This is a genomic window from Pandoraea faecigallinarum, from assembly GCF_001029105.3.
Lineage (GTDB): Bacteria > Pseudomonadota > Gammaproteobacteria > Burkholderiales > Burkholderiaceae > Pandoraea > Pandoraea faecigallinarum.
In genome coordinates this window covers 4,251,703-4,270,880 of sequence record NZ_CP011807.3, presented here as the reverse complement: position 1 = coordinate 4,270,880, position 19,178 = coordinate 4,251,703, and the positions used below count along the sequence as shown (strand labels likewise).

General features: G+C 63.9%; 18 protein-coding genes. 9 read left to right on the top strand and 9 right to left on the bottom strand.

Annotated features, from left to right (window positions below; all coding sequences use genetic code 11):
- Positions 1–70 precede the first annotated feature (70 nt).
- On the top strand, positions 71–1,534 hold the full coding sequence (locus tag AB870_RS18750) for a DNA recombination protein RmuC (protein WP_047905860.1): 1,464 nt from the start codon (positions 71–73) through the stop codon (positions 1,532–1,534).
- On the opposite strand, the gene AB870_RS18745 is transcribed toward AB870_RS18750, so the two are convergent.
- The 7 genes from AB870_RS18745 to AB870_RS18715 form a co-directional block, all read right to left on the bottom strand.
- Positions 1,531–2,019: a GNAT family N-acetyltransferase gene (locus tag AB870_RS18745; RefSeq protein WP_047905859.1), complete on the bottom strand. Its 489-nt coding sequence runs from the start codon at positions 2,017–2,019 to the stop codon at positions 1,531–1,533. The two genes, AB870_RS18750 and AB870_RS18745, sit on opposite strands and share 4 nt — an antisense overlap.
- 94 nt (positions 2,020–2,113) lie before the next feature.
- Positions 2,114–2,398, bottom strand: coding sequence for a hypothetical protein (locus AB870_RS18740; protein ID WP_047905858.1), 285 nt, complete (start codon positions 2,396–2,398; stop codon positions 2,114–2,116).
- 131 nt (positions 2,399–2,529) lie between these two features.
- Positions 2,530–3,813 (bottom strand): molybdopterin molybdotransferase MoeA, encoded by a 1,284-nt coding sequence (moeA, locus tag AB870_RS18735; RefSeq protein ID WP_047905857.1) that lies wholly within the window; start codon positions 3,811–3,813, stop codon positions 2,530–2,532.
- 98 nt (positions 3,814–3,911) lie between these two features.
- A complete protein-coding gene (mobA, locus tag AB870_RS18730) occupies positions 3,912–4,649 on the bottom strand; it encodes a molybdenum cofactor guanylyltransferase MobA (RefSeq protein ID WP_047905856.1) in 738 nt (245 codons plus the stop codon).
- Between the two features lie 39 nt (positions 4,650–4,688).
- Positions 4,689–5,453, bottom strand: a complete 765-nt coding sequence (locus AB870_RS18725; protein ID WP_064674869.1) for a hypothetical protein — start codon at positions 5,451–5,453, stop codon at positions 4,689–4,691.
- A 303-nt stretch (positions 5,454–5,756) separates the two neighbouring features.
- Entirely contained in the window at positions 5,757–6,884 is a 1,128-nt protein-coding gene (gene moaA, locus AB870_RS18720) for a GTP 3',8-cyclase MoaA (RefSeq protein ID WP_047905854.1), read from the bottom strand.
- Positions 6,885–7,290: 406 nt separating this feature from the next.
- The gene (locus AB870_RS18715) at positions 7,291–10,626 is read right to left on the bottom strand and encodes an Rne/Rng family ribonuclease (RefSeq protein ID WP_047905853.1); all 3,336 of its coding nucleotides are present in this window, start codon (positions 10,624–10,626) and stop codon (positions 7,291–7,293) included.
- A 621-nt stretch (positions 10,627–11,247) separates the two neighbouring features.
- Between AB870_RS18715 and AB870_RS18710 the strand changes: the two genes are divergently transcribed.
- The 4 genes from AB870_RS18710 to AB870_RS18695 all read left to right on the top strand — a co-directional run bounded on the left by AB870_RS18710 (position 11,248) and on the right by AB870_RS18695 (position 14,426).
- Complete coding sequence (locus AB870_RS18710; protein WP_047905852.1) at positions 11,248–12,252, top strand: RluA family pseudouridine synthase; 1,005 nt, start codon at positions 11,248–11,250, stop codon at positions 12,250–12,252.
- On the top strand, positions 12,239–12,901 hold the full coding sequence (locus tag AB870_RS18705; RefSeq protein ID WP_047905851.1) for an HAD family hydrolase: 663 nt from the start codon (positions 12,239–12,241) through the stop codon (positions 12,899–12,901). The genes AB870_RS18710 and AB870_RS18705 overlap by 14 nt, the downstream gene beginning before the upstream one ends.
- Positions 12,898–13,314 (top strand): Rieske (2Fe-2S) protein, encoded by a 417-nt coding sequence (locus tag AB870_RS18700; protein WP_047905850.1) that lies wholly within the window; start codon positions 12,898–12,900, stop codon positions 13,312–13,314. Before AB870_RS18705 ends, AB870_RS18700 begins: the two co-directional genes overlap by 4 nt.
- A 65-nt stretch (positions 13,315–13,379) precedes the next feature.
- On the top strand, positions 13,380–14,426 hold the full coding sequence (locus AB870_RS18695) for a S49 family peptidase (protein WP_047905849.1): 1,047 nt from the start codon (positions 13,380–13,382) through the stop codon (positions 14,424–14,426).
- Between the two features lie 127 nt (positions 14,427–14,553).
- Here AB870_RS18695 and AB870_RS18690 read toward each other — a convergent pair whose 3' ends face one another.
- On the bottom strand, positions 14,554–15,270 hold the full coding sequence (locus tag AB870_RS18690) for an SAM-dependent methyltransferase (protein ID WP_047905848.1): 717 nt from the start codon (positions 15,268–15,270) through the stop codon (positions 14,554–14,556).
- The gene (locus AB870_RS18685) at positions 15,267–15,887 is read right to left on the bottom strand and encodes a Maf-like protein (protein WP_047905847.1); all 621 of its coding nucleotides are present in this window, start codon (positions 15,885–15,887) and stop codon (positions 15,267–15,269) included. The genes AB870_RS18690 and AB870_RS18685 overlap by 4 nt, the downstream gene beginning before the upstream one ends.
- A 177-nt stretch (positions 15,888–16,064) precedes the next feature.
- On the opposite strand from AB870_RS18685, the gene AB870_RS18680 reads away from it, so the two are divergent.
- From AB870_RS18680 to AB870_RS18665, 4 genes are all read left to right on the top strand, one after another.
- Entirely contained in the window at positions 16,065–16,667 is a 603-nt protein-coding gene (locus AB870_RS18680; protein WP_047908416.1) for a YceD family protein, read from the top strand.
- A 128-nt stretch (positions 16,668–16,795) separates the two neighbouring features.
- The gene (gene rpmF / locus AB870_RS18675) at positions 16,796–16,975 is read left to right on the top strand and encodes a 50S ribosomal protein L32 (RefSeq protein WP_023594409.1); all 180 of its coding nucleotides are present in this window, start codon (positions 16,796–16,798) and stop codon (positions 16,973–16,975) included.
- 118 nt (positions 16,976–17,093) lie between these two features.
- Positions 17,094–18,146 (top strand): phosphate acyltransferase PlsX, encoded by a 1,053-nt coding sequence (plsX, locus tag AB870_RS18670; RefSeq protein WP_047905846.1) that lies wholly within the window; start codon positions 17,094–17,096, stop codon positions 18,144–18,146.
- Between the two features lie 37 nt (positions 18,147–18,183).
- Positions 18,184–19,170, top strand: coding sequence for a beta-ketoacyl-ACP synthase III (locus AB870_RS18665; protein ID WP_047905845.1), 987 nt, complete (start codon positions 18,184–18,186; stop codon positions 19,168–19,170).
- Positions 19,171–19,178 lie beyond the last annotated feature (8 nt).

Here is a 19,178-nt window from a genome sequence, read left to right as displayed (position 1 = left end):
AGTGGCAGCCGCGCCCGCTCTACTGCAAAATCGGCAACATAAAGAAGGCGTCAACGGGAGTCGTAACGCGATGGTCGAGAGGGTGTTGGTGGCGCTGGCAGCGCTGAATCTGTTGGTGATGATCGCGATCGCGGTGAAAGTCTGGCAACGCGGCGGCGACGCGTCGTTGCGTGCCACGCTCGTCGATTCGCTCACCAGCGTTCGTGACGATTTGCTGCAAGCGGCCGATCGCAGCGAGCGTGGACTGCGTCAGGAGTTCGCCGAGACGGCGCGTGCCGGTCGCGGCGAACAAAGCGCGCAGATGGCGCAGTTCCAGCAAACGCTCGCCGCACAAATGACGAGTGTCGCCACCGTTCAGAACAATCAGATCGACGGCTTCGCCCAACAGCTCGCGAAGCTCACCGAATCGAACGCGGCGCAGATCGAGGCGGTGCGTCAGAGTCTGGTGCAAAGCGGTCAACTGATGCGTGAAGAGCAGGCGTCCACACTGCGCCGCTTCGGGGAAGCGCAGCATCAGCAGCTCACGCAGTTGGCGGAGGGCAACGAACGCCGTCTGGCCGAGGTGCGCGCCACGCTCGAACAGAAACTCAAGGACATCGAAGTCAACAATGCGACGAAGCTCGAAGAGATGCGCCGCACGGTCGACGAGAAGCTGCACGCCACGCTTGAGCAACGCCTGGGCGAGTCGTTCAAGCTGGTCTCGGATCGTCTGGAGCAGGTCCATCGCGGACTGGGCGAGATGCAGACCCTCGCTGCCGGGGTGGGTGACCTCAAGCGCGTGCTGACCAACGTGAAGACGCGCGGCATCTGGGGGGAAGTGCAATTGCAGGCGTTGCTCGAACAGTTGCTCACGCCGGAGCAATTTGCGAAGAACGTGGCGACGCGCCCGGGCAGCACCGAACGCGTGGAATTTGCCATCGCGCTGCCGGGGCAGAACGGCGACAGCAACAAGCCGGTCTGGCTGCCGATCGACGCCAAATTCCCACGCGAGGATTACGAGCGTCTGCTCGATGCGCAGGAGCGTGCCGATCCGGTCGCAGTCGAAGAGGCGTCGAAGGCACTCGAAGCGCGCATCCGTCTGGAAGCGAAAACCATCGCCGACAAGTACCTCGCGCCGCCGCACACCACTGATTTCGCTTTGCTCTTCCTGCCGACGGAGGGACTGTACGCGGAAGTGCTGCGCCGTCCGGGCCTGTCCGACCTGCTGCAACGCGAATATCGTGTGACGGTGGCGGGGCCGACGACGTTGACCGCGTTGCTCAACAGTCTTCAGATGGGCTTCCGCACGCTTGCGATCGAGCGCCGCTCCAGCGAAGTCTGGCAGGTGCTCGGTGCGGTGAAGACCGAGTTCACCAAGTTCGGCGATGTGCTCGCCAAGACGAAATCGCAACTGGAGACGGTCACGCGCTCGATCGACAAGGCGGAAGTGCGAACGCGCGCGATGGCCCGCCAGCTCAAGGCAGTCGAGGCGCTGCCGGGCGAGCAGGCCGTCGAACTGCTCGGTGTGGAGATGGAGAGCGACGAGGACGCTTAAACGTCCTCTGCGTTTGCGAACTGCGTCAGCGCATTGCCCGTCATGCGCACCACGCGCCAGTCGGGCAATACCGTCGCGCCCTGCGACGTGTAGAAGTCGATGGCCGGCTGATTCCAGTCGAGTACGGTCCATTCGAAGCGTGCGCAGTTGCGCTCGATGGCGATGCGCGCGAGGCGGCGCAGCAGCTTCTGTCCCACACCGCGGCCGCGCATCGCCGGCTGTACATAGACATCTTCCAGATAAAGGCCGCGTCGGCCGAGAAAGGTCGAGAAATTGTGGAAGTACAACGCGTAGCCCACCGGCTTGCCTTCCCATTCCGCCATCAAACACTCGGCCGCCGGGGCGCTTCCGAACAAGGCTTCATGCACGCTCTCGGGCGTTGCTTCAAAAATATCCAGCAACTTTTCAAAGACGGCCAGTTCTCGCATCAGGCCGTGAATGGCGGCGACGTCGTCGGCCGTGGCTGCACGCAGGGTCAGGGACATGGGGAAGGGGGCTCCAAAAAGCGAAAGGCGGCGCCGCGACGGAGATCGTTTGTCCGCCGTCAGTCACCGCCAGAACGAAAGTGCGGGGTACGCGTCAGTACTCTTCTTCTGGCGCGTCGCTCAGCGCGATCTCGATGCCGCCGAATCGGACCGCCACCCAGTTGTAAAGATGGCAGGCGATCCAGAGCAGCACGAAACCCACGATGGCGTTGAGCACCAGCGCGGAAATGATCGCGAGCCCCGGCAATTCGCCGTAGCGGATGAACGCCGCCAGAAAGGCGAGCAGAACCAGGGGAATGCTGAAGGTGAGGTAGACCAGCACCAGCGCTTTGGCCGTCTGGCCGGGACTGATGTACGTGATCTGTTTTTTCGTTGTCATTGCCGTGTGCTTTTGGTGTGTGTGGTGCCGGTGTCGTCGAAGCGCCGACGTCGGCGATCTTTCGTTGCTTCGTTGCTTCGCTTATTCGGATGGTGCGCCGGGATTCGGGATGGTGCGCGTATGACAGGCGCTCAAACCAGCCCGTCGAACGCGATGACATCGACCAGTTCGCCCGCCGCGACGTCGCCTCGTTCGGTGCTCAGCGTGACAAAGCAATTGGCCTCGCTCATCGTGCGCAGGATGCCCGCGCTCTGCGCGTCGGCGACGGTGACCTGCCAGCGTCCCTGAGCGTCTGCGGCGAGAACGCCGCGCAGGAACTCCGTGCGACCGGGGCGCTTCGCGATGGCCGTGGCCGTGGGCACCGGCAAGCTTGGCGTGATCTGCGGCTCCGCACCCATCAGCACGAACAGACCGTCGCGGACCAGATGGTAGAACGACGCCATGACCGCGGCGGGATTGCCGGGCAGGCCGAACAGCAGCGCTCGTTTGCCTTCGCTCTCCAGTTCGCCGAAGGCGAACGGGCGGCCCGGGCGCATGGCCATCTTCCAGAACACGACGTTGCCCAGACGCGCCATCATTTCACGCGTGAAATCGGCTTCGCCAACGGATACGCCCCCGGACGTGATCACGGCATCGGCCTCGCGGCAAGCGGTGCGCAAGGTGTCTTCGATGGCCTGCGGATCGTCGCGCACAACGCCGAGATCGAGTACGTCGACGCCCAGTCGTTGCAGCATGCCGAAAAGCGTATAGCGATTGCTGTCGTACAGATTGCCCGGCGCGAGCGTCTCACCCACGGAGCGGAGTTCGTCGCCAGTCGAGAAGAAAGCCACACGGATGCGTCGGCGCACCGGGACTTCGGCAATACCGAGCGACGCGAGCAAACCGAGCGCGGCCGGACGAAGGCGTTTGCCCGCGTGGAGCGCCGGATGGCCGGCGGCCAGATCTTCGCCAACGTGGCGGACGTGCCGGCCAGTTGTTACGGCGCCGGCATCGAAGGTGACGATCTCGGTATCGCCCTCGCGCTGGACCTGTTCCTGGGGAATGACGGTGTCGCAACCCGCTGGCAGCAGCGCGCCGGTCATGATTCGCACGCACTCGCCAGCGGCGACCATGCCGTCGAACGGATGGCCGGCAAACGAGCGGCCCGCGACGCGCAGCCGCACTTCGCCACCGGCGGCCAGCGCAGTACCGGCAAACGCGTAGCCGTCCATGGCGGCGTTTTCGAAAGCGGGAACGTCGAGAGGCGATACGACATCGCGGCCGAGCACGCGGCCCAGTGCGCTGCGCACGGCGACCTGCTCGATAGCGCACACCGGGCTGGCGGTGCGCGCGATGATCGCACGCGCTGCTTCGACCGTCATGTGGTTGGGGTCGTAGTCCGGCAAGCCGGCCAGGGCTTCGTCTAGTGTTGTCATCGGTGTGGCGTCGTCATCCGGCACGTATCGGGCACGAACCCGGCATGAATCCCGTAAAAGCGGTGGCGACGGATCGGGCCGCGTCGGTGCCCGGCATCTCAAGGGGCGTGCGGCGAATCGGTATGCAGGTCGTCCAGCGTGTTGACATTGTAAAACGGACGCTCGTCACCGAAGTTAACTTGTATGGCTTTGTGGCGTGACAACCACGCTCTCACGCGGTGTTCGCCGCCCGCGAGGGTGGCGGCGAGATCGTCGGCAAGCGAGCGATGGAGAAGGGCGAATACCGGATGCGGGCCTTGTGCGGTCGCGGCATACGCGGCCCGGGGGCGTTCGGTTTCACTGCCGGAGGCGCCGGCCTCTGCGGTATCCGGCCCCTCATGCGGCCCCTCATGCGGCCCTTTATGCGGCCCCTTATGCGGCCCCTTATGCGGCAGGCTGCCGGGCGCCGCACTTCGCGCAGCGCTTAGCGCCAAACCGAGCCGTGCACCCAGATCTTCAGGCAGGTACGGCGAGTCGCACGGCACGGTGAGGACATATTCCGTACATGCCGCGCGCAACCCGGCCAACATGCCCGCAAGCGGCCCGGCGAAATCCTGTGTGGCGTCGCTCACGACAGGGGCGCCGAGCGCCGCATAGGCATCGTGATTCCGATTGGCGCTAATGAGCAGCGCACCGACCTGCGGCCGCAACCGCTCGATCGCGTGCGCTGCCAGCGGGCGTCCGGCAAACGGCTGAAGGCCTTTGTCGCGCCCGCCCATGCGCCGAGCGCGTCCGCCTGCGAGGATCAGGCCGGTCATGTCGCTGCGGAGAATGGTCGGGGCAGTCGAAGTCGTCATACGCGTCGCGTTCCCGATCTCGGAAACGCCTTGTGCTCGTCAGGAACGGTTCAGGGCGATGACCCGCCCGGCGGCGTCGAACCAGACGGCGCCGTCGCCGAGCATGACGCCCTGATCGCGCGCGAACATCAGGCGAGGCACCGCAGCACCGATGGTACGTACGAAACCGTCGGTGAAGATCTCGTTGTAGCGTGCGAGCAACGATTTCGGGTTCCGAAGAATCATCGTCTTGCCGCGCAACGAGACGTGCAGGGGATAGCGGATCGATTGCGCGACGACATCGCGCCGGTCGTCGAGCACGCCTTTGCGGAACTGCGTCGCTGCGCGATTGACCGTTTCGTCGTCGTTCACACCGGCAACGCTGTACAGATGATCGATTTTGCCCGCCTGCACACTGGACAGCGACAGTTCGAAAGGCACCGAGCGTCCGCTGCGCAGATCTTTCCATTGGCCGGAAATCACTTCGCAGGAGGACGACACGCCTTGCTGACGATTGACGTCGTCCGCCGAGGCGAATTCGCCCTCGAAGGTCGCTCGCGGCATGCCGCCGGCGTCGAACTCGGTCAGATGCAGGCGCGACTTGTTGTCGAGCCGGCCGGTGAGGTGCGTATCGCCGAGCGACGAGGCGTTGGCGTAACGGCCTTCCAGCTTGCCGCCGGAGGTGGGACGCAATACGAGCCGCAGAGGGTTACGCTCGCCGAGTTGACCGCTGTATGTCATGACGCGGTTGGCGATGTTGCGATCCGACGGGTCGCAATCCGCATGCGCCATGGTCGGCACGACGAGCGCCAACAGCAAGGTCATCGCACTCAGACCGGCCGCGATCCGTTGCCCGACGGCGGGCAGCGGGAACGATGTGAGCGATGTGAAGGACGAGGTGTTCGCGCCGGTACGTTCGGCTCGTACATTGGCGCAAGCATGAGAAGGGACAGCGAGGCAGTCTCGGGCGCGAGTGGCGTCCGGGGCGTCAAAAATCATGAGTCGAGAAGAGAGTTCGATAAAGCGAAAGCGGTGTGGATGCACAGAGGCCCGTCGTCACGTTGATCGGTCGATCGGTCGATCGGAGGATCGGAGGATCGGAGGATCGGACGACTGCGTCCCGGATGTTCATCCACCGATGTAGGACATCTCCACTTTCGGTGGTGCGTTTTCCGGCAAGCCGGTGGCCGCCGTACGCAAGGCCGAGTATCGGTCGGTGCGCCCATGCCAGATGTCGCCGATGACGGTGGAAATCTGCGCGTCGCTTGCGCCGTTACGCAGCAGCGTGCGCAGGTCATGCCCCGCGCTGGCGAACAGACACAGGTACAACTTGCCTTCCGTAGACAGTCGGGCACGGGAACAAGTGCCGCAAAAAGCGCGGGTGACGGAGGAAATGACGCCGACTTCACCGCCGCCGTCACGATAACGCCAGCGTTGCGCCGTCTCGCCGGGGTAGTTGGCCTCCAACGGCTCGACGGCAAGCGCGTCGTTCACTCGGGCGATGACCTCGGCCGAGGGCAGCACTTCATCCATGCGCCACCCGTTCGATGTGCCGACGTCCATGTATTCGATGAAGCGCAGAATGACACCGCTGCCGTGGAAATGCCGTGCCATCGGCACGATATCGGCGTCGTTGGTGCCGCGTTTGACGACCATGTTGACTTTGACTGGGCCGAGGCCGACGTGCTGAGCCTCGGCGATGCCTTCGAGCACCTTCGCGACAGGGAAGTCGACGTCGTTCATTTGCCGGAAAATCGTGTCGTCCAGGCTGTCGAGGCTGACCGTGACACGCGTGAGCCCGGCATCCTTCAACGATTGCGCCCGGCGTGCGAGGAGCGAGCCGTTTGTCGTGAGCGTGATGTCGACCGGCTTGCCCGACGGCGTGCGCAGACGTGCCAGCATCTCGATCAGCCGCTCGATGTGCTTGCGCAACAGCGGTTCGCCACCGGTCAGACGCAGCTTCTCCACGCCATGTTCGACGAACAGGCGTGCAGCACGCTCGATCTCTTCGAATGACAGCAGGGAGGATTGCGGCAGGAAGGCGTAGTCCTTGTCGAACACGTCCTTCGGCATGCAGTAGACGCAGCGGAAGTTGCAACGATCCGTCACCGAGATCCGCAGGTCGTGCAACCGCCGCGCCAATGCATCTTCGAGATGACCGGCGGCAGCGCGTATCTGTGCGGGAATCTGCGGGGTATGCGTCGTATAGCGCGCGTCACTACGCAGATCGGTGAGTCTGATGATCGTTTCAGTCATGGTGGGGCCTTAGCTTGCGTCTCCATTCTAACGAATCGGCCTAAATGCCGCCGACACCGGATCGCCGGGCATCGGATATCGGTACCGAGGTACTCGCGGTGAGACGTCAAACTCGTACTAACGCAGACGATACGGGCCGCACCGCATGGACACAAGTCGGGACAACGCGAGGTTCCTGGCGCGGAAAACGATCCAGGCCCGCAAGACGCCTGAACGCGATGCAATCCTTGAAGCGCGGCCACAAAGCGAAAAAGGAGGCCGAAGCCTCCTTTTCTGGCAATACGTCACGTCGGGTATCGGGTGACGACGGGCGGGCCGTGACCGCATTACGCCGGGACCGCCCGGGCGTTACATCTCCACCTGCGTTACCTGTTACCCGCGATCCGAACGTTTCACCAGGACGCCCTCACGCAACGTGATTCGTCGAACGCGTTTCCACCTGCTCCATCGGGCCGCTGTTGAGCGGCGTCGACGGCCTGCGTTCACGCTGCACGCGCGGGGGCGGCGCGACTTGCGCGGCGGCTTCCCGGGCGGCGCGGTGCTTGTCGGCGTCCGTATGGACCCAGACGAGACCCACGCTTGCCAGCGTCGATTCCAGCGCGGCGCGCTCAAGCGTCGGCGTCACGGCGACCGGTGCGGCCTTGTGCGTGACGACTTCCGTCACGGCCGCTGCGGCTTCGGGTGCGACCGGCACGGCCGCGCTCGCCTGAACCGGTGCTGCGGGGGCGGTCTCCACCGGCGCTGGCGGCTCGACGGCGGGCGCCGGTTGGTCGGCTTCCATCGGCTGCGAGGCCTGCGGCGCTTGTGCAACCGGTGCCGGTGCGCTGGCTGTTGCGGCCGTAGCGACGATCTCGGTCAGCGCTTCGGCAGGCAACGTCGGTTGGGCCGGCATCTGAACGGCAGCAGGCAGCGGTGCGCTAACCGGGGGTACGACCGGCGTCGAGGCGACTTGCGCGGCGGGCAGCGGCGCGACGTTGGCCGGCGCGACCGGCGCAGGCGCGGCCGCCGGGGCTTGTGCCACAGGCTCCGACACGACACGAGACGGCACTTCGGGCGTTGCGGCCGGGGCGGCTTCGGTCACCGTGGCGACCGGTGCGGCGGCTGTGGTGGCGTCCGCAGGTTCGGCACGGACGGGGGCCGGGGTCGGCTCAACCTGCGCAGCGGGAACCGGTGCGGCAACCGCGGGTGCTCCTGCCGGTGCCGGAATGGCCGGGGCAGCGGCGTGGACCAGCGTGTCGGTCGCAACATTCTCGGCGGCTTTGTCCGACAGTGCCGGTGCGCGCGCACCTTCCGCACCTTCCACGGCTTCCGGCGCCTCGATGTCGACGTGTTCGCCGTCGGCATTCACCTGCTGCTCTCCGGTTTCGCGTTCACGACGACCGCCACGACGACCGCGACGACGGCTGCGGCGGCGCTCTTCGCCCCCTTGCTCGCCTTCCTCGCCCGTGACTTGCGGCGCGCCTTCGGCCTGAGCAGCCAGGCGATCCTGATCGAGCTCTTCCTGCCCGGCGTTCAGCGGTGCCGTTGCCACCTGTGCGACGCGTTGCGGCGCGGCTTGCTGAGCGTCGGCGCCTTCCGTCTGGCGACGATCTCGGCGCTCGCCGCGTTCGCGGCGGCTGCCACGTTCACGGCCTTCGCGCGGTTCGCGACCTTCCTCGGCGCGTACGTCCTGCGAGGGCTGACGCTGCGCGTCGTCGCGCTCGCGTTTGTCGCGGCCTTCCTGACGGTCGTTGCGATCACTGCCGCGCTCGTTACGCTCATTGCGGTCGCTGTTGCGCTCGCCACGGTCTGCACGTTCAGCTCGTTCAGGCCGTGCACCACGGCCATCGCGGCCCTCGCGCGCCGGCTGGCCGGCGTTGTCCTTGCCGGACTTGTTGTCGTCGCGGACATTGCCACGGCGATTGCGGTTCTGCTGATGCGGGCGTTCGTGGCGCTCACGCGGCGGGCGGGCCGTCGGCTTGGCCGGCTCTTCGGCCTTGACCGGTGCCGGTGCGGCAGCGCCGATGCCGAACAGGCGCTTGATGAAACCGAAGAAACCTCCCCCGTTTGCCGGTGCGGCAGCAGCCGGGGCCGCGACTGCGACCGGTTCCGGACGCGGCTGGGCCGCCGGTGCCGGCTGCTCCGGCGTGATGCCCTTGACCGCAGCTTCCTGACGCGGGCGTGCGTCTTCTTTCTTCTTGCTGTAGCCGGCAGGATCTTCTTCCAGCGAACGCGCAGCCTCTTCGGCGAGCGCGTAGCTGGCCTTCGGGGCGTCCAGGCGCGGATCGTCGAAGCGCAGACGTTCGAGCTTGTAATGCGGTGTTTCGAGGTGCTTGTTGGGGATCAGCAGCACGCCAACTTTGAAGCGGGCTTCGATCTTGTTGATTTCCTGACGCTTTTCGTTGAGCAGGAACGCAGAGACTTCAACCGGCACCTGGCAGTGGATCGCTGCCGTGTGCTCCTTCATCGCCTCTTCCTGGATGATGCGCAGCACTTGCAGCGCCGACGATTCGGCGTCGCGAATGTGGCCGGTGCCGTTGCAGCGCGGGCACGTCACGTGCGTGCCTTCGGACAGCGACGGACGCAGGCGCTGACGCGACAGCTCCATCAGGCCGAAACGCGAAATCTTGCCCATCTGCACGCGTGCACGGTCGTGCTTGAGCGCGTCCTTCACACGTTGTTCGACTTCACGCTGGCTCTTGGCCGACTCCATGTCGATGAAGTCGATGACGATCAGGCCGCCGAGGTCACGCAAACGCAACTGGCGCGCGACTTCGTCCGCGGCTTCCAGGTTAGTGCGCAGGGCGGTTTCTTCGATGTCGGCGCCCTTGGTGGCGCGTGCCGAGTTCACGTCGATGGAAACGAGCGCTTCGGTGTGATCGATCACGATCGCGCCGCCCGAGGGCAGCGGCACCTGACGCGAGTAGGCCGTCTCGATCTGGTGTTCGATCTGGAAACGGGAGAACAGCGGCACGTCGTCGCGATACTGCTTCACGCGGTTGAGGTGGTCGGGCATGACCACCTGCATGAAGTTGCGTGCTTGTTCGGAGATTTCTTCCGTATCGATGAGGATTTCACCGATGTCCGGCTGGAAGTAGTCGCGGATGGCGCGAATGACGAGGCTCGACTCGAGATAGATCAGGGCCGAGTCGCGCGGCAGTTCGATGTTGTGGGCGGCGCCTTCGATGGCGTGCCACAGTTGCAGCAGGTAGTTCAGGTCCCACTGGAGTTCTTCGGCCGAGCGGCCGATGCCGGCGGTACGGGCGATGATGCTCATGCCTTCCGGCAGTTCGAGCTGACCCATCGTCTCACGCAGTTCCTGACGGTCTTCACCTTCGATACGACGCGAAACACCGCCGCCGCGCGGGTTGTTCGGCATCAGCACCAGATAGCGGCCGGCCAGCGAAATGAACGTCGTGAGGGCGGCGCCCTTGTTGCCGCGCTCTTCCTTTTCGACCTGAACGATGAGTTCCTGACCTTCGGACAGGGCGTCCTGAATGCGCGCATTGCGCACATCGGCACCTTCGCGGAAGTACGCACGGGCGACTTCCTTGAACGGCAGGAAGCCGTGGCGGCCTTCACCGTAGTTGACGAAGCAGGCTTCGAGAGAGGGCTCGATACGGGTGATAACACCCTTGTAGATATTGCCTTTACGCTGTTCGCGTCCGGCCGTCTCGATATCGATGTCGATGAGTTTCTGCCCATCGACGATTGCCACGCGCAGTTCTTCCTGCTGCGTGGCGTTGAACAACATGCGTTTCATGAAAACGACTCCCACCCGCCGCAGTTGCCAATGCGCAGTGCGTCGGGCATGTATCACTCGAGTTATCCAACACGCGAGGTTCGAGCCGGGAGTGGAAGAATTGCCGGGGGGTCCGGGCGATGAGGCCAACGGACGCTATGGCGCCAGGAATACGTTTTCGCGCTCACCCGGATCCGCCGGGCCACCGGAAAACCCCGGCTCGGCGCGGATCACTTCGGGCTTGCAGTCCTTACCAATAGAAACTGGACGAGAAACTTCATCAGGGTTTTCTCGGGGCGCCTGTCGACACTTATTCTTCTTGTGACGGCGCCTCACTTCGACTTCTTGCGCGAACGATATTCACAAAGCGATCAGCTCGGGCAATGTCGCCCGGGCTGATCGCCAAAAAATTCTATAACCACCAACTCTATCCGCGTCCCGCGCGCTGCGGCCGAAGCGGCCTATGGGCCCACTTCCTGCCGTCGCTGCGTGACGTGCGTGCGCTCGCTGCTCCAGGGTCACCGGACGAGCAGCCTGCCCGGGGTGCAAGTAAAATACCGTTTTGGGGTATGCACCGGACAGCGATGGGGATTTGGCATGATTCCCGCTACCACCACCGCTGTCGGACAAATTATATTCATAATGAATGAGTTAGGCAAAAGTCGGCAGAAAATGGTTGCGCCGGCGTCCGCGCCGCAGGTCAGGCTCGTCGAGGTTGACGATGGTTCGGCCGGTCAGCGCATCGATAATTTCCTCCTGCGCGAGTGCAAAGGCGTACCGAAAAGCCACGTCTACCGCATTTTGCGTAGCGGTGAAGTCCGCGTGAACAAAGGGCGAGTAGACGCAGCCTATCGACTCGTCTTTGGCGATATCGTGCGCATTCCGCCGGTTCGAACGGCGACACCCGATTTCGACGCAAAGGCCCACGTGCCGGCCGCCAGTTTCCCCATCCTGTTCGAAGACGATTATCTGATGGCCATCGACAAGCCGGCCGGTGTGGCCGTGCACGGTGGCAGCGGGGTGTCGTTCGGCGTGATCGAGCAATTGCGCCGCACGCTGCCGCATCTGAAATTCCTCGAATTGGTGCATCGGCTCGACCGCGAGACGTCCGGCATTCTGCTGCTGGCGAAAAAACGGGCAGCCCTCGTGGGCATGCACGAGCAAATTCGCCATAACCGGATGGACAAGCGCTATCTGGCCTGTGTGACCGGGCAGTGGGGCGATCGCCAGCGAGCGGTGAAGGCGCCGCTATATAAATATGTCACTGCCGAAGGCGAGCGCCGCGTGCGCGTGCAGGAAGACGGCCAGGCTTCGCACACCGTATTCCGCATGGTGGAATCTCACCCGCCCTATACCTTGCTCGAAGCGGAACTCAAAACGGGGCGCACCCATCAGATTCGCGTTCATCTGGCGCATTGCGGTACGCCCATTGTCGGCGATGACAAGTACGGCGACTTCACGCTGAACAAGCATCTGGCGCGTCCCGGCAGCCGTCCCGGCATCAAACGCATGTTCCTGCATGCGTACCGGCTGAAGTTCACGCACCCGGTGCTGGACACGCCGATTGCGCTGGAAGCCGCGTTACCGCCAGAATGTGAGCAATTCCTGAATCAACTTCGAACAACCTCCGCCGATGCCAAGCCCTGAATTTGACCTGGTCGTGTTCGACTGGGACGGGACGTTGATGGACTCGACGCCCACGATTACCCGCTGCATCCAGGCGGCGTGCCGGGATCTCGGCCTGCCTGTCCCGACGGACGAACTGGCCAGCCACGTGATTGGCCTCGGATTGCGCGACGCCCTGCAAATGGCCGTGCCGTCGCTCGATCCCGCGCACTATCCCCGTTTGTCGGAGCGTTATCGTTTTCACTATCTGGTCGGCGACAAGGAGACGGTGCTGTTCGCCGGCATTCGCGAACTGCTCGAAGAGTTGCGCTCGCGCGGCCGCTTCCTCGCCGTGGCGACGGGCAAATCGCGTGTCGGCCTGAACCGTGCGCTGGAATCGGCAGGGCTGATGCGGATGTTCGACGCGACCCGTTGCGCGGATGAGACATTCTCGAAGCCGCATCCCGCCATGTTGCAGGAATTGACACGCGAACTCGGCCAGGACCTGCGCCGAACCGTGATGATCGGCGACACCACACACGATTTGCAGATGGCGCAAAGCGCCGGCGCGGCAGGGGTGGGCGTGGCCTATGGCGGTGCTCACCCGCGCGAGCAACTCGTGGCGCTGGCGCCGGCGTATTGCGCCGGAAGCGTGGCCGAGCTGCGGGACTGGCTGCTGGAGCGCGTGTGAGCGACAACCCGGCCCCGTTGCCCATCTGTGCAGGCGATGCGCTCGAGGATGGCGGGCGCGGCGTGCGGTTCGAGGTGCTCGTGGGCGGGCGGCCGACGCCCGCGTTCGTGATCCGCTACGATGGCCGCGTCTACGGCTATCTCAATCAGTGCGCGCACGTGCCCATGGAGCTCGACTGGTCCGAGGGGCAGTTCTTCGAGACGGGCGGCTTATACTTGATGTGCGCAACGCATGGCGCGACATACGAGCCGGACACCGGATTGTGCGTCGGTGGCCCGTGCCGCGGGGGGGCCTTGCAGCCGGTGCGGGTCGGGGAATTGCCCTCGGTGCCGGACGTTCCGTCGGGCACTCGCACGACCGTCGTCTGGTGGCCCGACGCTCACATCGCCGCCCCCGGGTCGCCGGCGCGCTGACTGGCGCAGCCTCCGGTCTCATTCGTCTCTCACGTCCCCTAAACTCATCAAGCCCTGGATAACGTATGGCCGACTCCCTGCCGCCCGATTCGCCCCGCACCGAACCCGGCTTCCCGCCCCCGGGCGGACGTTTACCTTCCGGCGCGGGACGCGATCCCCATGACGTCAGGCCCTGGGAGCGCGAGATGCTGGAAAAGGTACTGATGGCGGGCATTCGCGAGCAACGGGCGGCACGCCGGTGGAAGATATTTTTCCGGCTGCTCATGCTGGCGATCGTCGCATTCGCCGTCTGGTCGATCTTCGATTTCGATGGCGGCACCACGACGTCGGCTGCGGCTGGTTCCGGCAAACATACCGCGCTCGTGACGTTGAACGGGGAAATCGCCGCGGATGGTCAGGCGAGTGCGCAGAAGATCAACACGGCGCTTGAATCGGCGTTCGAGGACAAATCCGCCGCGGGCGTGATCCTGCGGATCAACAGCCCTGGCGGAAGCCCGGTGCAGGCCGGCATGATCTACGACGACATTGCGCGTTTGCGGGCGAAATACCCGAAGAAGCCGCTTTATGTCGTCGTCGAGGAGATGTGCGCCTCTGGGGGGTATTACGTCGCGGCGGCCGCTGACAGGATTTACGTCGATAAGGCCAGCATCGTCGGCTCCATTGGCGTGCTGATGGACGGCTTCGGCTTTACCGGGTTGATGGACAAGCTCGGCGTCGAGCGCCGCTTGCTCACGGCAGGCCGGAACAAGGGCTTCCTCGACCCGTTCTCGCCGCAAACCGAACAGCAGAAAGCGTACGCGCTCGACATGCTGGAACAGGTGCACCAGCAGTTCATTGCCGCCGTCAAAAAAGGGCGAGGTGCGCGTCTGAAGGAAGATCCGGACCTGTTCAGCGGTCTGTTCTGGACCGGGCAGCGCTCCGTCGAACGGGGGCTCGCGGATGGTCTCGGGACTGTCGATTCGGTGGCGCGCGACGTGCTCAAGGCCCCCGATCTGGTCGACTACACCGTCAAGGAAAACCTGCCCGAGCGCATGGCGCGACGCTTCGGCGCGGCCGTCGGTGCCGCGGCAATGAAAACGATGCTGATGGGCTCGGCATTGACGATGAAGTAATGCATTTGCCGCCAGATTTGCCGAAATTCGGCACTAAGGGGTAAAAGCCCACAACCCCACGGAAATGCGAATTTCCGTGGGGTTGTGGGCTTGGCGGCCGTGATTCTTAGGACGTTCTTTTAGGACGTTACTGAGCCAGGAATAGAAAGATCGCAGGGCGTTTGTGCAGATCGAGATGCGTCTGCGGCCATCCCTTGACCCGGTGCGTCACGATCTGTTCGCCGTCCTGCGTCACGTCCACGGCAACGCACAGCAGCGTAGACGCGTCGCAGTTTTGCAACAGGGCGTCCAGCATGGCCTTGTTGCGGTAGGGCGTCTCGATAAATATCTGCGTCTGCTTTTCCTTGCGGGAGCGTTGTTCCAACTCGCGCAGACGTTTGGTGCGCTCGCCCGCATCGGTCGGCAGATAGCCGTGAAACGCGAAGCTCTGGCCGTTCAGGCCGCTCGCCATCAGCGCGAGCAGAATTGAACTCGGACCCACGAACGGCACCACGCGTACGCCCTTCTCGTGGGCGCGCCGCACCAGCAAGGCGCCGGGGTCGGCCACGGCCGGACATCCCGCTTCCGACACGAGGCCGCCATTCGCGCCGGCGAGAATCGGGGCGAGCAGGGCGTCGACGGCGGCGTCCGGCGTGTTGACGTTCAGTTCGCGGATGTCGATCTCCTGAATCGGCGTACTCACACCGACCAGCTTGAGGAAGGCGCGCGTGCTCTTTGCCTGTTCCCCGACGAAGTACTTCAGGTCCGCCGTCACGGCACGTACGTCTTCGGGCAGCACCGCCGGCAAACCGCCGCGCGTGTTCGTGCCGAGTGTGTTGGGAATGAGATACAGCGTGCCGCTCATGCCGTCGCTCCCTTTCCGCCGGGGCCCGGCAGGCAGACGCCGGTGCGCATGAGCATGGTGGTGAGGGCGATCAGGGGCAAGCCGATGAGGGCTGTCGGGTCGTTGTTTTCGATGGTCTCGAGCAACATGATGCCGAGCCCCTCCGACTTGGCGCTGCCCGCGCAGTCATACGGCGTTTCGGCATGGAGATAAGCGGCCAGCACGTCGTCGGGCAGGTTGCGGAACTTCACTCGCGTTACCACGTCTGTGGCCTGGCTTTCGCCAGTGCGCGCATCGTGGACGCAAAGTGCGGAGTGAAATTCCACGACTTTGCCGCGCATGTCGCGCAGTTGTGCCATGGCGTTGTCGAAATTGCCGGGCTTGCCGATCTGGCGGCCTTCGAAGGTGGCGACCTGGTCGGAGCCGATGATGACGGCGCCGGGCTGGCGGGCGGCAACGGCCTGCGCCTTGCGGCGGGCCAGCCGCAGCGACGTGTCATGGGGCGTCTCGCCGGCGAGCGGGGTTTCGTCGATGTCCGGGACGTCGACGGTGAACGGCAGGCGCAGGCGCTCGAGCAGTTCACGTCGATAGCGCGATCCGGAGGCCAGGATCAGCGGTGGCAGGGGCTGTGCGGTCATCGGGTTTAAGTGTTTGACGAGAAACGAAAAACTATTTAGAATTCACGGCTTTTGCAATCTGGCGCTCGGTCCCGCCAGTCTGTGCGATACCGGTTCGAACGCCCGAAAGTGGCGTCGGATCAAGGCGATGCGAGTGGCAAGGGACATGGAAATGCGCTCGGATGCGCCAAGGCAAGGATGAGCGTGATGAACGAATATATCGTCGATCTGTTCGAATTCGCGCGTACCGGCCGGGTGGCGGAAGGTGACGTGCAACTTGCGGCATTGCCGCGCATGGTAACCGAAGTGCCTGCCGAAGTGTCGGCGTCGGGGCGTGCGCGGAGCGTGTTCCACTGGCGCGCCGAAGGGGCGGAAGAGCCTGTGCTTCGTGCCGATGGCAAGCCCGCTGTGGTGCAGTTCCTGACACTGAAGGTCGAAGGCCCGATGTGGCTCGAATGTCAGCGTTGCCTGACGCCGTTCGAAGCGCCGCTCGATTCGGAAACGACGTTCGAGATCGTGCCTGACGAAGCGGCTGCGGAAGACCGTCCGCTCGACGAGGACGAACTCGAAGCGCTGGTGGGTTCCAGACATTTCGATCTGCTGGAATTGATCGAGGAAGAATTGCTGTTGGCTTTGCCGATCGTGCCGAAACATGAGGTTTGTCCGACTGTTCACGATAGCCTGGCCACGGGGAGCGACGGATTGGCCGAACCGGCTCCGGCACCCGAAGACGAGGATAAGCCGTCTCCGTTCGCGGCGCTGGCAGCGCTCAAGCGCTCGCCGGACAAGGACGGAAAGTAATGTGCGGCCGGATTTCCGGCTCACCAAAGTACATGTTTGCGTTAGTCGCACAGGTCGGGCCGACAGGCCGACACCGTAGGGCGGCGCTCGAACTGTGTTAAAATTTCGCGATATTTTGAGGAGTTATCATGGCCGTTCAACAGAACAAGAAGTCGCCGTCGAAGCGCGGCATGCACCGTTCGCACGATTTCCTGACCGCACCGTCGACCGCCGTCGAACCGACGTCGGGTGAGACGCACCTGCGTCACCACATCTCGCCGAACGGTTTCTACCGCGGTCGTAAGGTCATCAAGACCAAGAACGACTAATTCGGCCCTCCAGGCGACACGCGCCCATCATGGCGCTGCTTGATCGTCCGATGTGGCAAAAGCGGCACTTATCCTGCCGCTTTTTTTGTTACCTGTACCGCAAGCCAATCACGTCGACATGACAGTCACCCTGACGATCGATTGTATGGGCGGAGATCACGGCCCATCGGTGACGGTGCCGGCTGCGGTTCGCTTCGTGCAATCCACCGACGATGTCGAACTTGTGCTGGTCGGGCAGCAGGAGATCATCAACGCACAGCTCGCGAAGCTGCGCGTGACGGATCACCCGCGCCTGTCCGTGGTCAATGCGACCGAAGTCGTTGCCATGGACGACTCCGTCGAGACTGCGCTGCGCAAGAAGAAAGACTCTTCGATGCGCGTGGCGCTCAATCTGGTCAAGGAAGCGCGCGCGCAAGCCTGCGTATCGGCCGGCAACACCGGCGCGCTGATGGCCGTGTCCCGCTACGTACTCAAGACGCTGCCCGGCATCGAGCGCCCGGCGATCGCCACCGTATTGCCGAACCAGTTGGGCGGCTACACCACGATGCTCGATCTGGGCGCGAATGTGGACTGCGAGCCGACGCACCTGCTGCAATTCGCCGAAATGGGCCACGCGCTCGTGGCGGCGGTCGATGGCAAGGAACGGCCGTCGATCGGCCTGCTCAACATTGGCGAAGAAGTCATCAAGGGCAACGACGTCATCAAGCAGGCGGGCGAACTGCTGCGCGGCTCCACGCTGAACTTCTACGGCAACGTGGAAGGCAACGATATTTATCGAGGCACGACGGACATCGTCGTATGCGATGGATTCGTCGGCAACGTCGCGCTCAAAACCTCCGAAGGCCTTGCACAAATGCTCGGCGACATGATCCGCGAAGAATTCACCCGCACCTGGTGGACGAAGGTGATTGCCGTCATTGCGCTGCCGATTCTCACTCGCTTCAAGAACCGCGTCGACCATCGCCGATACAACGGCGCTGCGTTGCTCGGACTGCGTGCGCTCGTTATCAAGAGTCACGGCTCTGCCGATGCCTACTCGTTTGAATGGGCTATCAAACGCGGATATGATGCAGTTCGCAACGGTGTGCTAGACCGTCTGTCGCGCGCCATGCAAGAGAATCAGACCCAGCTCCAGGACAACAAGCCGGTGAGCGCCGTTCCGGCGCTCTGAAGCCGGTGCCCGCCCCGGTGCGCTAACCGATCATAAGATGACTCAGTCCGCGATTTATTCCCGTGTCGTCGGCACCGGCAGCTACCTGCCGGCACGACGCGTGACCAATCAGCAGTTGGCCGATGAGCTTGCCACCCGTGGCATCGAGACGAGCGACGAGTGGATCGTCGCGCGTACCGGCATTCAGGCGCGCCACTTCGCCGCACCAGACCAGACGAGCAGCGACATGGCCGTCGAAGCCGCCAGGCGCGCGCTCGACATGGCCGGACTGAGTGCCGACCAGATCGACCTCATCATGGTCGCCACGTCCACGCCCGACTTCGTGTTCCCGAGCACTGCCTGCCTCGTGCAGAGCAAGCTGGGGATCACCAACGGCTGCGCGGCGTTCGACATTCAGGCGGTTTGCTCCGGCTTCGCCTACGCGATGGCCACGGCCGACAATTTCATTCGCTCGGGCGCCTATCGCAACGTTCTCGTGATCGGTGCCGAGACGTTCTCGCGCATTCTCGATTTCAACGACCGTACGACGTGCGTGCTGTTCGGCGATGGCGCGGGCGCCGTCGTGCTGCAGGCCTCCGGCGAGCCGGGCATTCTGTCGAGTGCGCTGCATGCGGATGGCAGTCATTCGAACATCCTGTGCGTGCCGGGCAACGTGAACGCCGGTGCCGTGCAGGGCGAAGCGTTCCTCTATATGGATGGCCAGGCGGTGTTCAAGCTGGCCGTCAAGGTACTCGAAAAGGTGGCTCACGAGGCCCTCGAGAAGGCCGGGCTGGAAGCGTCGGCGATCGACTGGCTGATTCCGCATCAGGCCAATCTACGCATCATGACAAGCACGGCCCGCAAGTTGGGGGCCGAAGAGAAGATGGTCGTGACCGTCGACCAGCACGGCAACACCTCGGCCGCCTCGATTCCGCTCGCTCTCGACGTCGCTGTGCGCGACGGGCGTATCAAGCCTGGCCAGACCGTCATGATCGAGGGTGTGGGTGGCGGCTTTACGTGGGGTGCGGTGCTCTTCCGCATGTGAAACGCGTC

Excerpts from the sequence above, each read along its gene's own strand:
- AB870_RS18750 (WP_047905860.1), top strand. The coding sequence starts at position 71 with ATGGTCGAGAGGGTGTTGGTGGCGCTGGCAGCGCTGAATCTGTTGGTG.
- AB870_RS18745 (WP_047905859.1), bottom strand. The coding sequence starts at position 2,019 with ATGTCCCTGACCCTGCGTGCAGCCACGGCCGACGACGTCGCCGCCATT.
- AB870_RS18740 (WP_047905858.1), bottom strand. The coding sequence starts at position 2,398 with ATGACAACGAAAAAACAGATCACGTACATCAGTCCCGGCCAGACGGCC.
- moeA (WP_047905857.1), bottom strand. The coding sequence starts at position 3,813 with ATGACAACACTAGACGAAGCCCTGGCCGGCTTGCCGGACTACGACCCC.
- mobA (WP_047905856.1), bottom strand. The coding sequence starts at position 4,649 with ATGACGACTTCGACTGCCCCGACCATTCTCCGCAGCGACATGACCGGC.
- AB870_RS18725 (WP_064674869.1), bottom strand. The coding sequence starts at position 5,453 with ATGACCTTGCTGTTGGCGCTCGTCGTGCCGACCATGGCGCATGCGGAT.
- moaA (WP_047905854.1), bottom strand. The coding sequence starts at position 6,884 with ATGACTGAAACGATCATCAGACTCACCGATCTGCGTAGTGACGCGCGC.
- AB870_RS18715 (WP_047905853.1), bottom strand. The coding sequence starts at position 10,626 with ATGAAACGCATGTTGTTCAACGCCACGCAGCAGGAAGAACTGCGCGTG.
- AB870_RS18710 (WP_047905852.1), top strand. The coding sequence starts at position 11,248 with ATGAATGAGTTAGGCAAAAGTCGGCAGAAAATGGTTGCGCCGGCGTCC.
- AB870_RS18705 (WP_047905851.1), top strand. The coding sequence starts at position 12,239 with ATGCCAAGCCCTGAATTTGACCTGGTCGTGTTCGACTGGGACGGGACG.
- AB870_RS18695 (WP_047905849.1), top strand. The coding sequence starts at position 13,380 with ATGGCCGACTCCCTGCCGCCCGATTCGCCCCGCACCGAACCCGGCTTC.
- AB870_RS18690 (WP_047905848.1), bottom strand. The coding sequence starts at position 15,270 with ATGAGCGGCACGCTGTATCTCATTCCCAACACACTCGGCACGAACACG.
- AB870_RS18685 (WP_047905847.1), bottom strand. The coding sequence starts at position 15,887 with ATGACCGCACAGCCCCTGCCACCGCTGATCCTGGCCTCCGGATCGCGC.
- AB870_RS18680 (WP_047908416.1), top strand. The coding sequence starts at position 16,065 with ATGAGCGTGATGAACGAATATATCGTCGATCTGTTCGAATTCGCGCGT.
- rpmF (WP_023594409.1), top strand. The coding sequence starts at position 16,796 with ATGGCCGTTCAACAGAACAAGAAGTCGCCGTCGAAGCGCGGCATGCAC.
- plsX (WP_047905846.1), top strand. The coding sequence starts at position 17,094 with ATGACAGTCACCCTGACGATCGATTGTATGGGCGGAGATCACGGCCCA.
- AB870_RS18665 (WP_047905845.1), top strand. The coding sequence starts at position 18,184 with ATGACTCAGTCCGCGATTTATTCCCGTGTCGTCGGCACCGGCAGCTAC.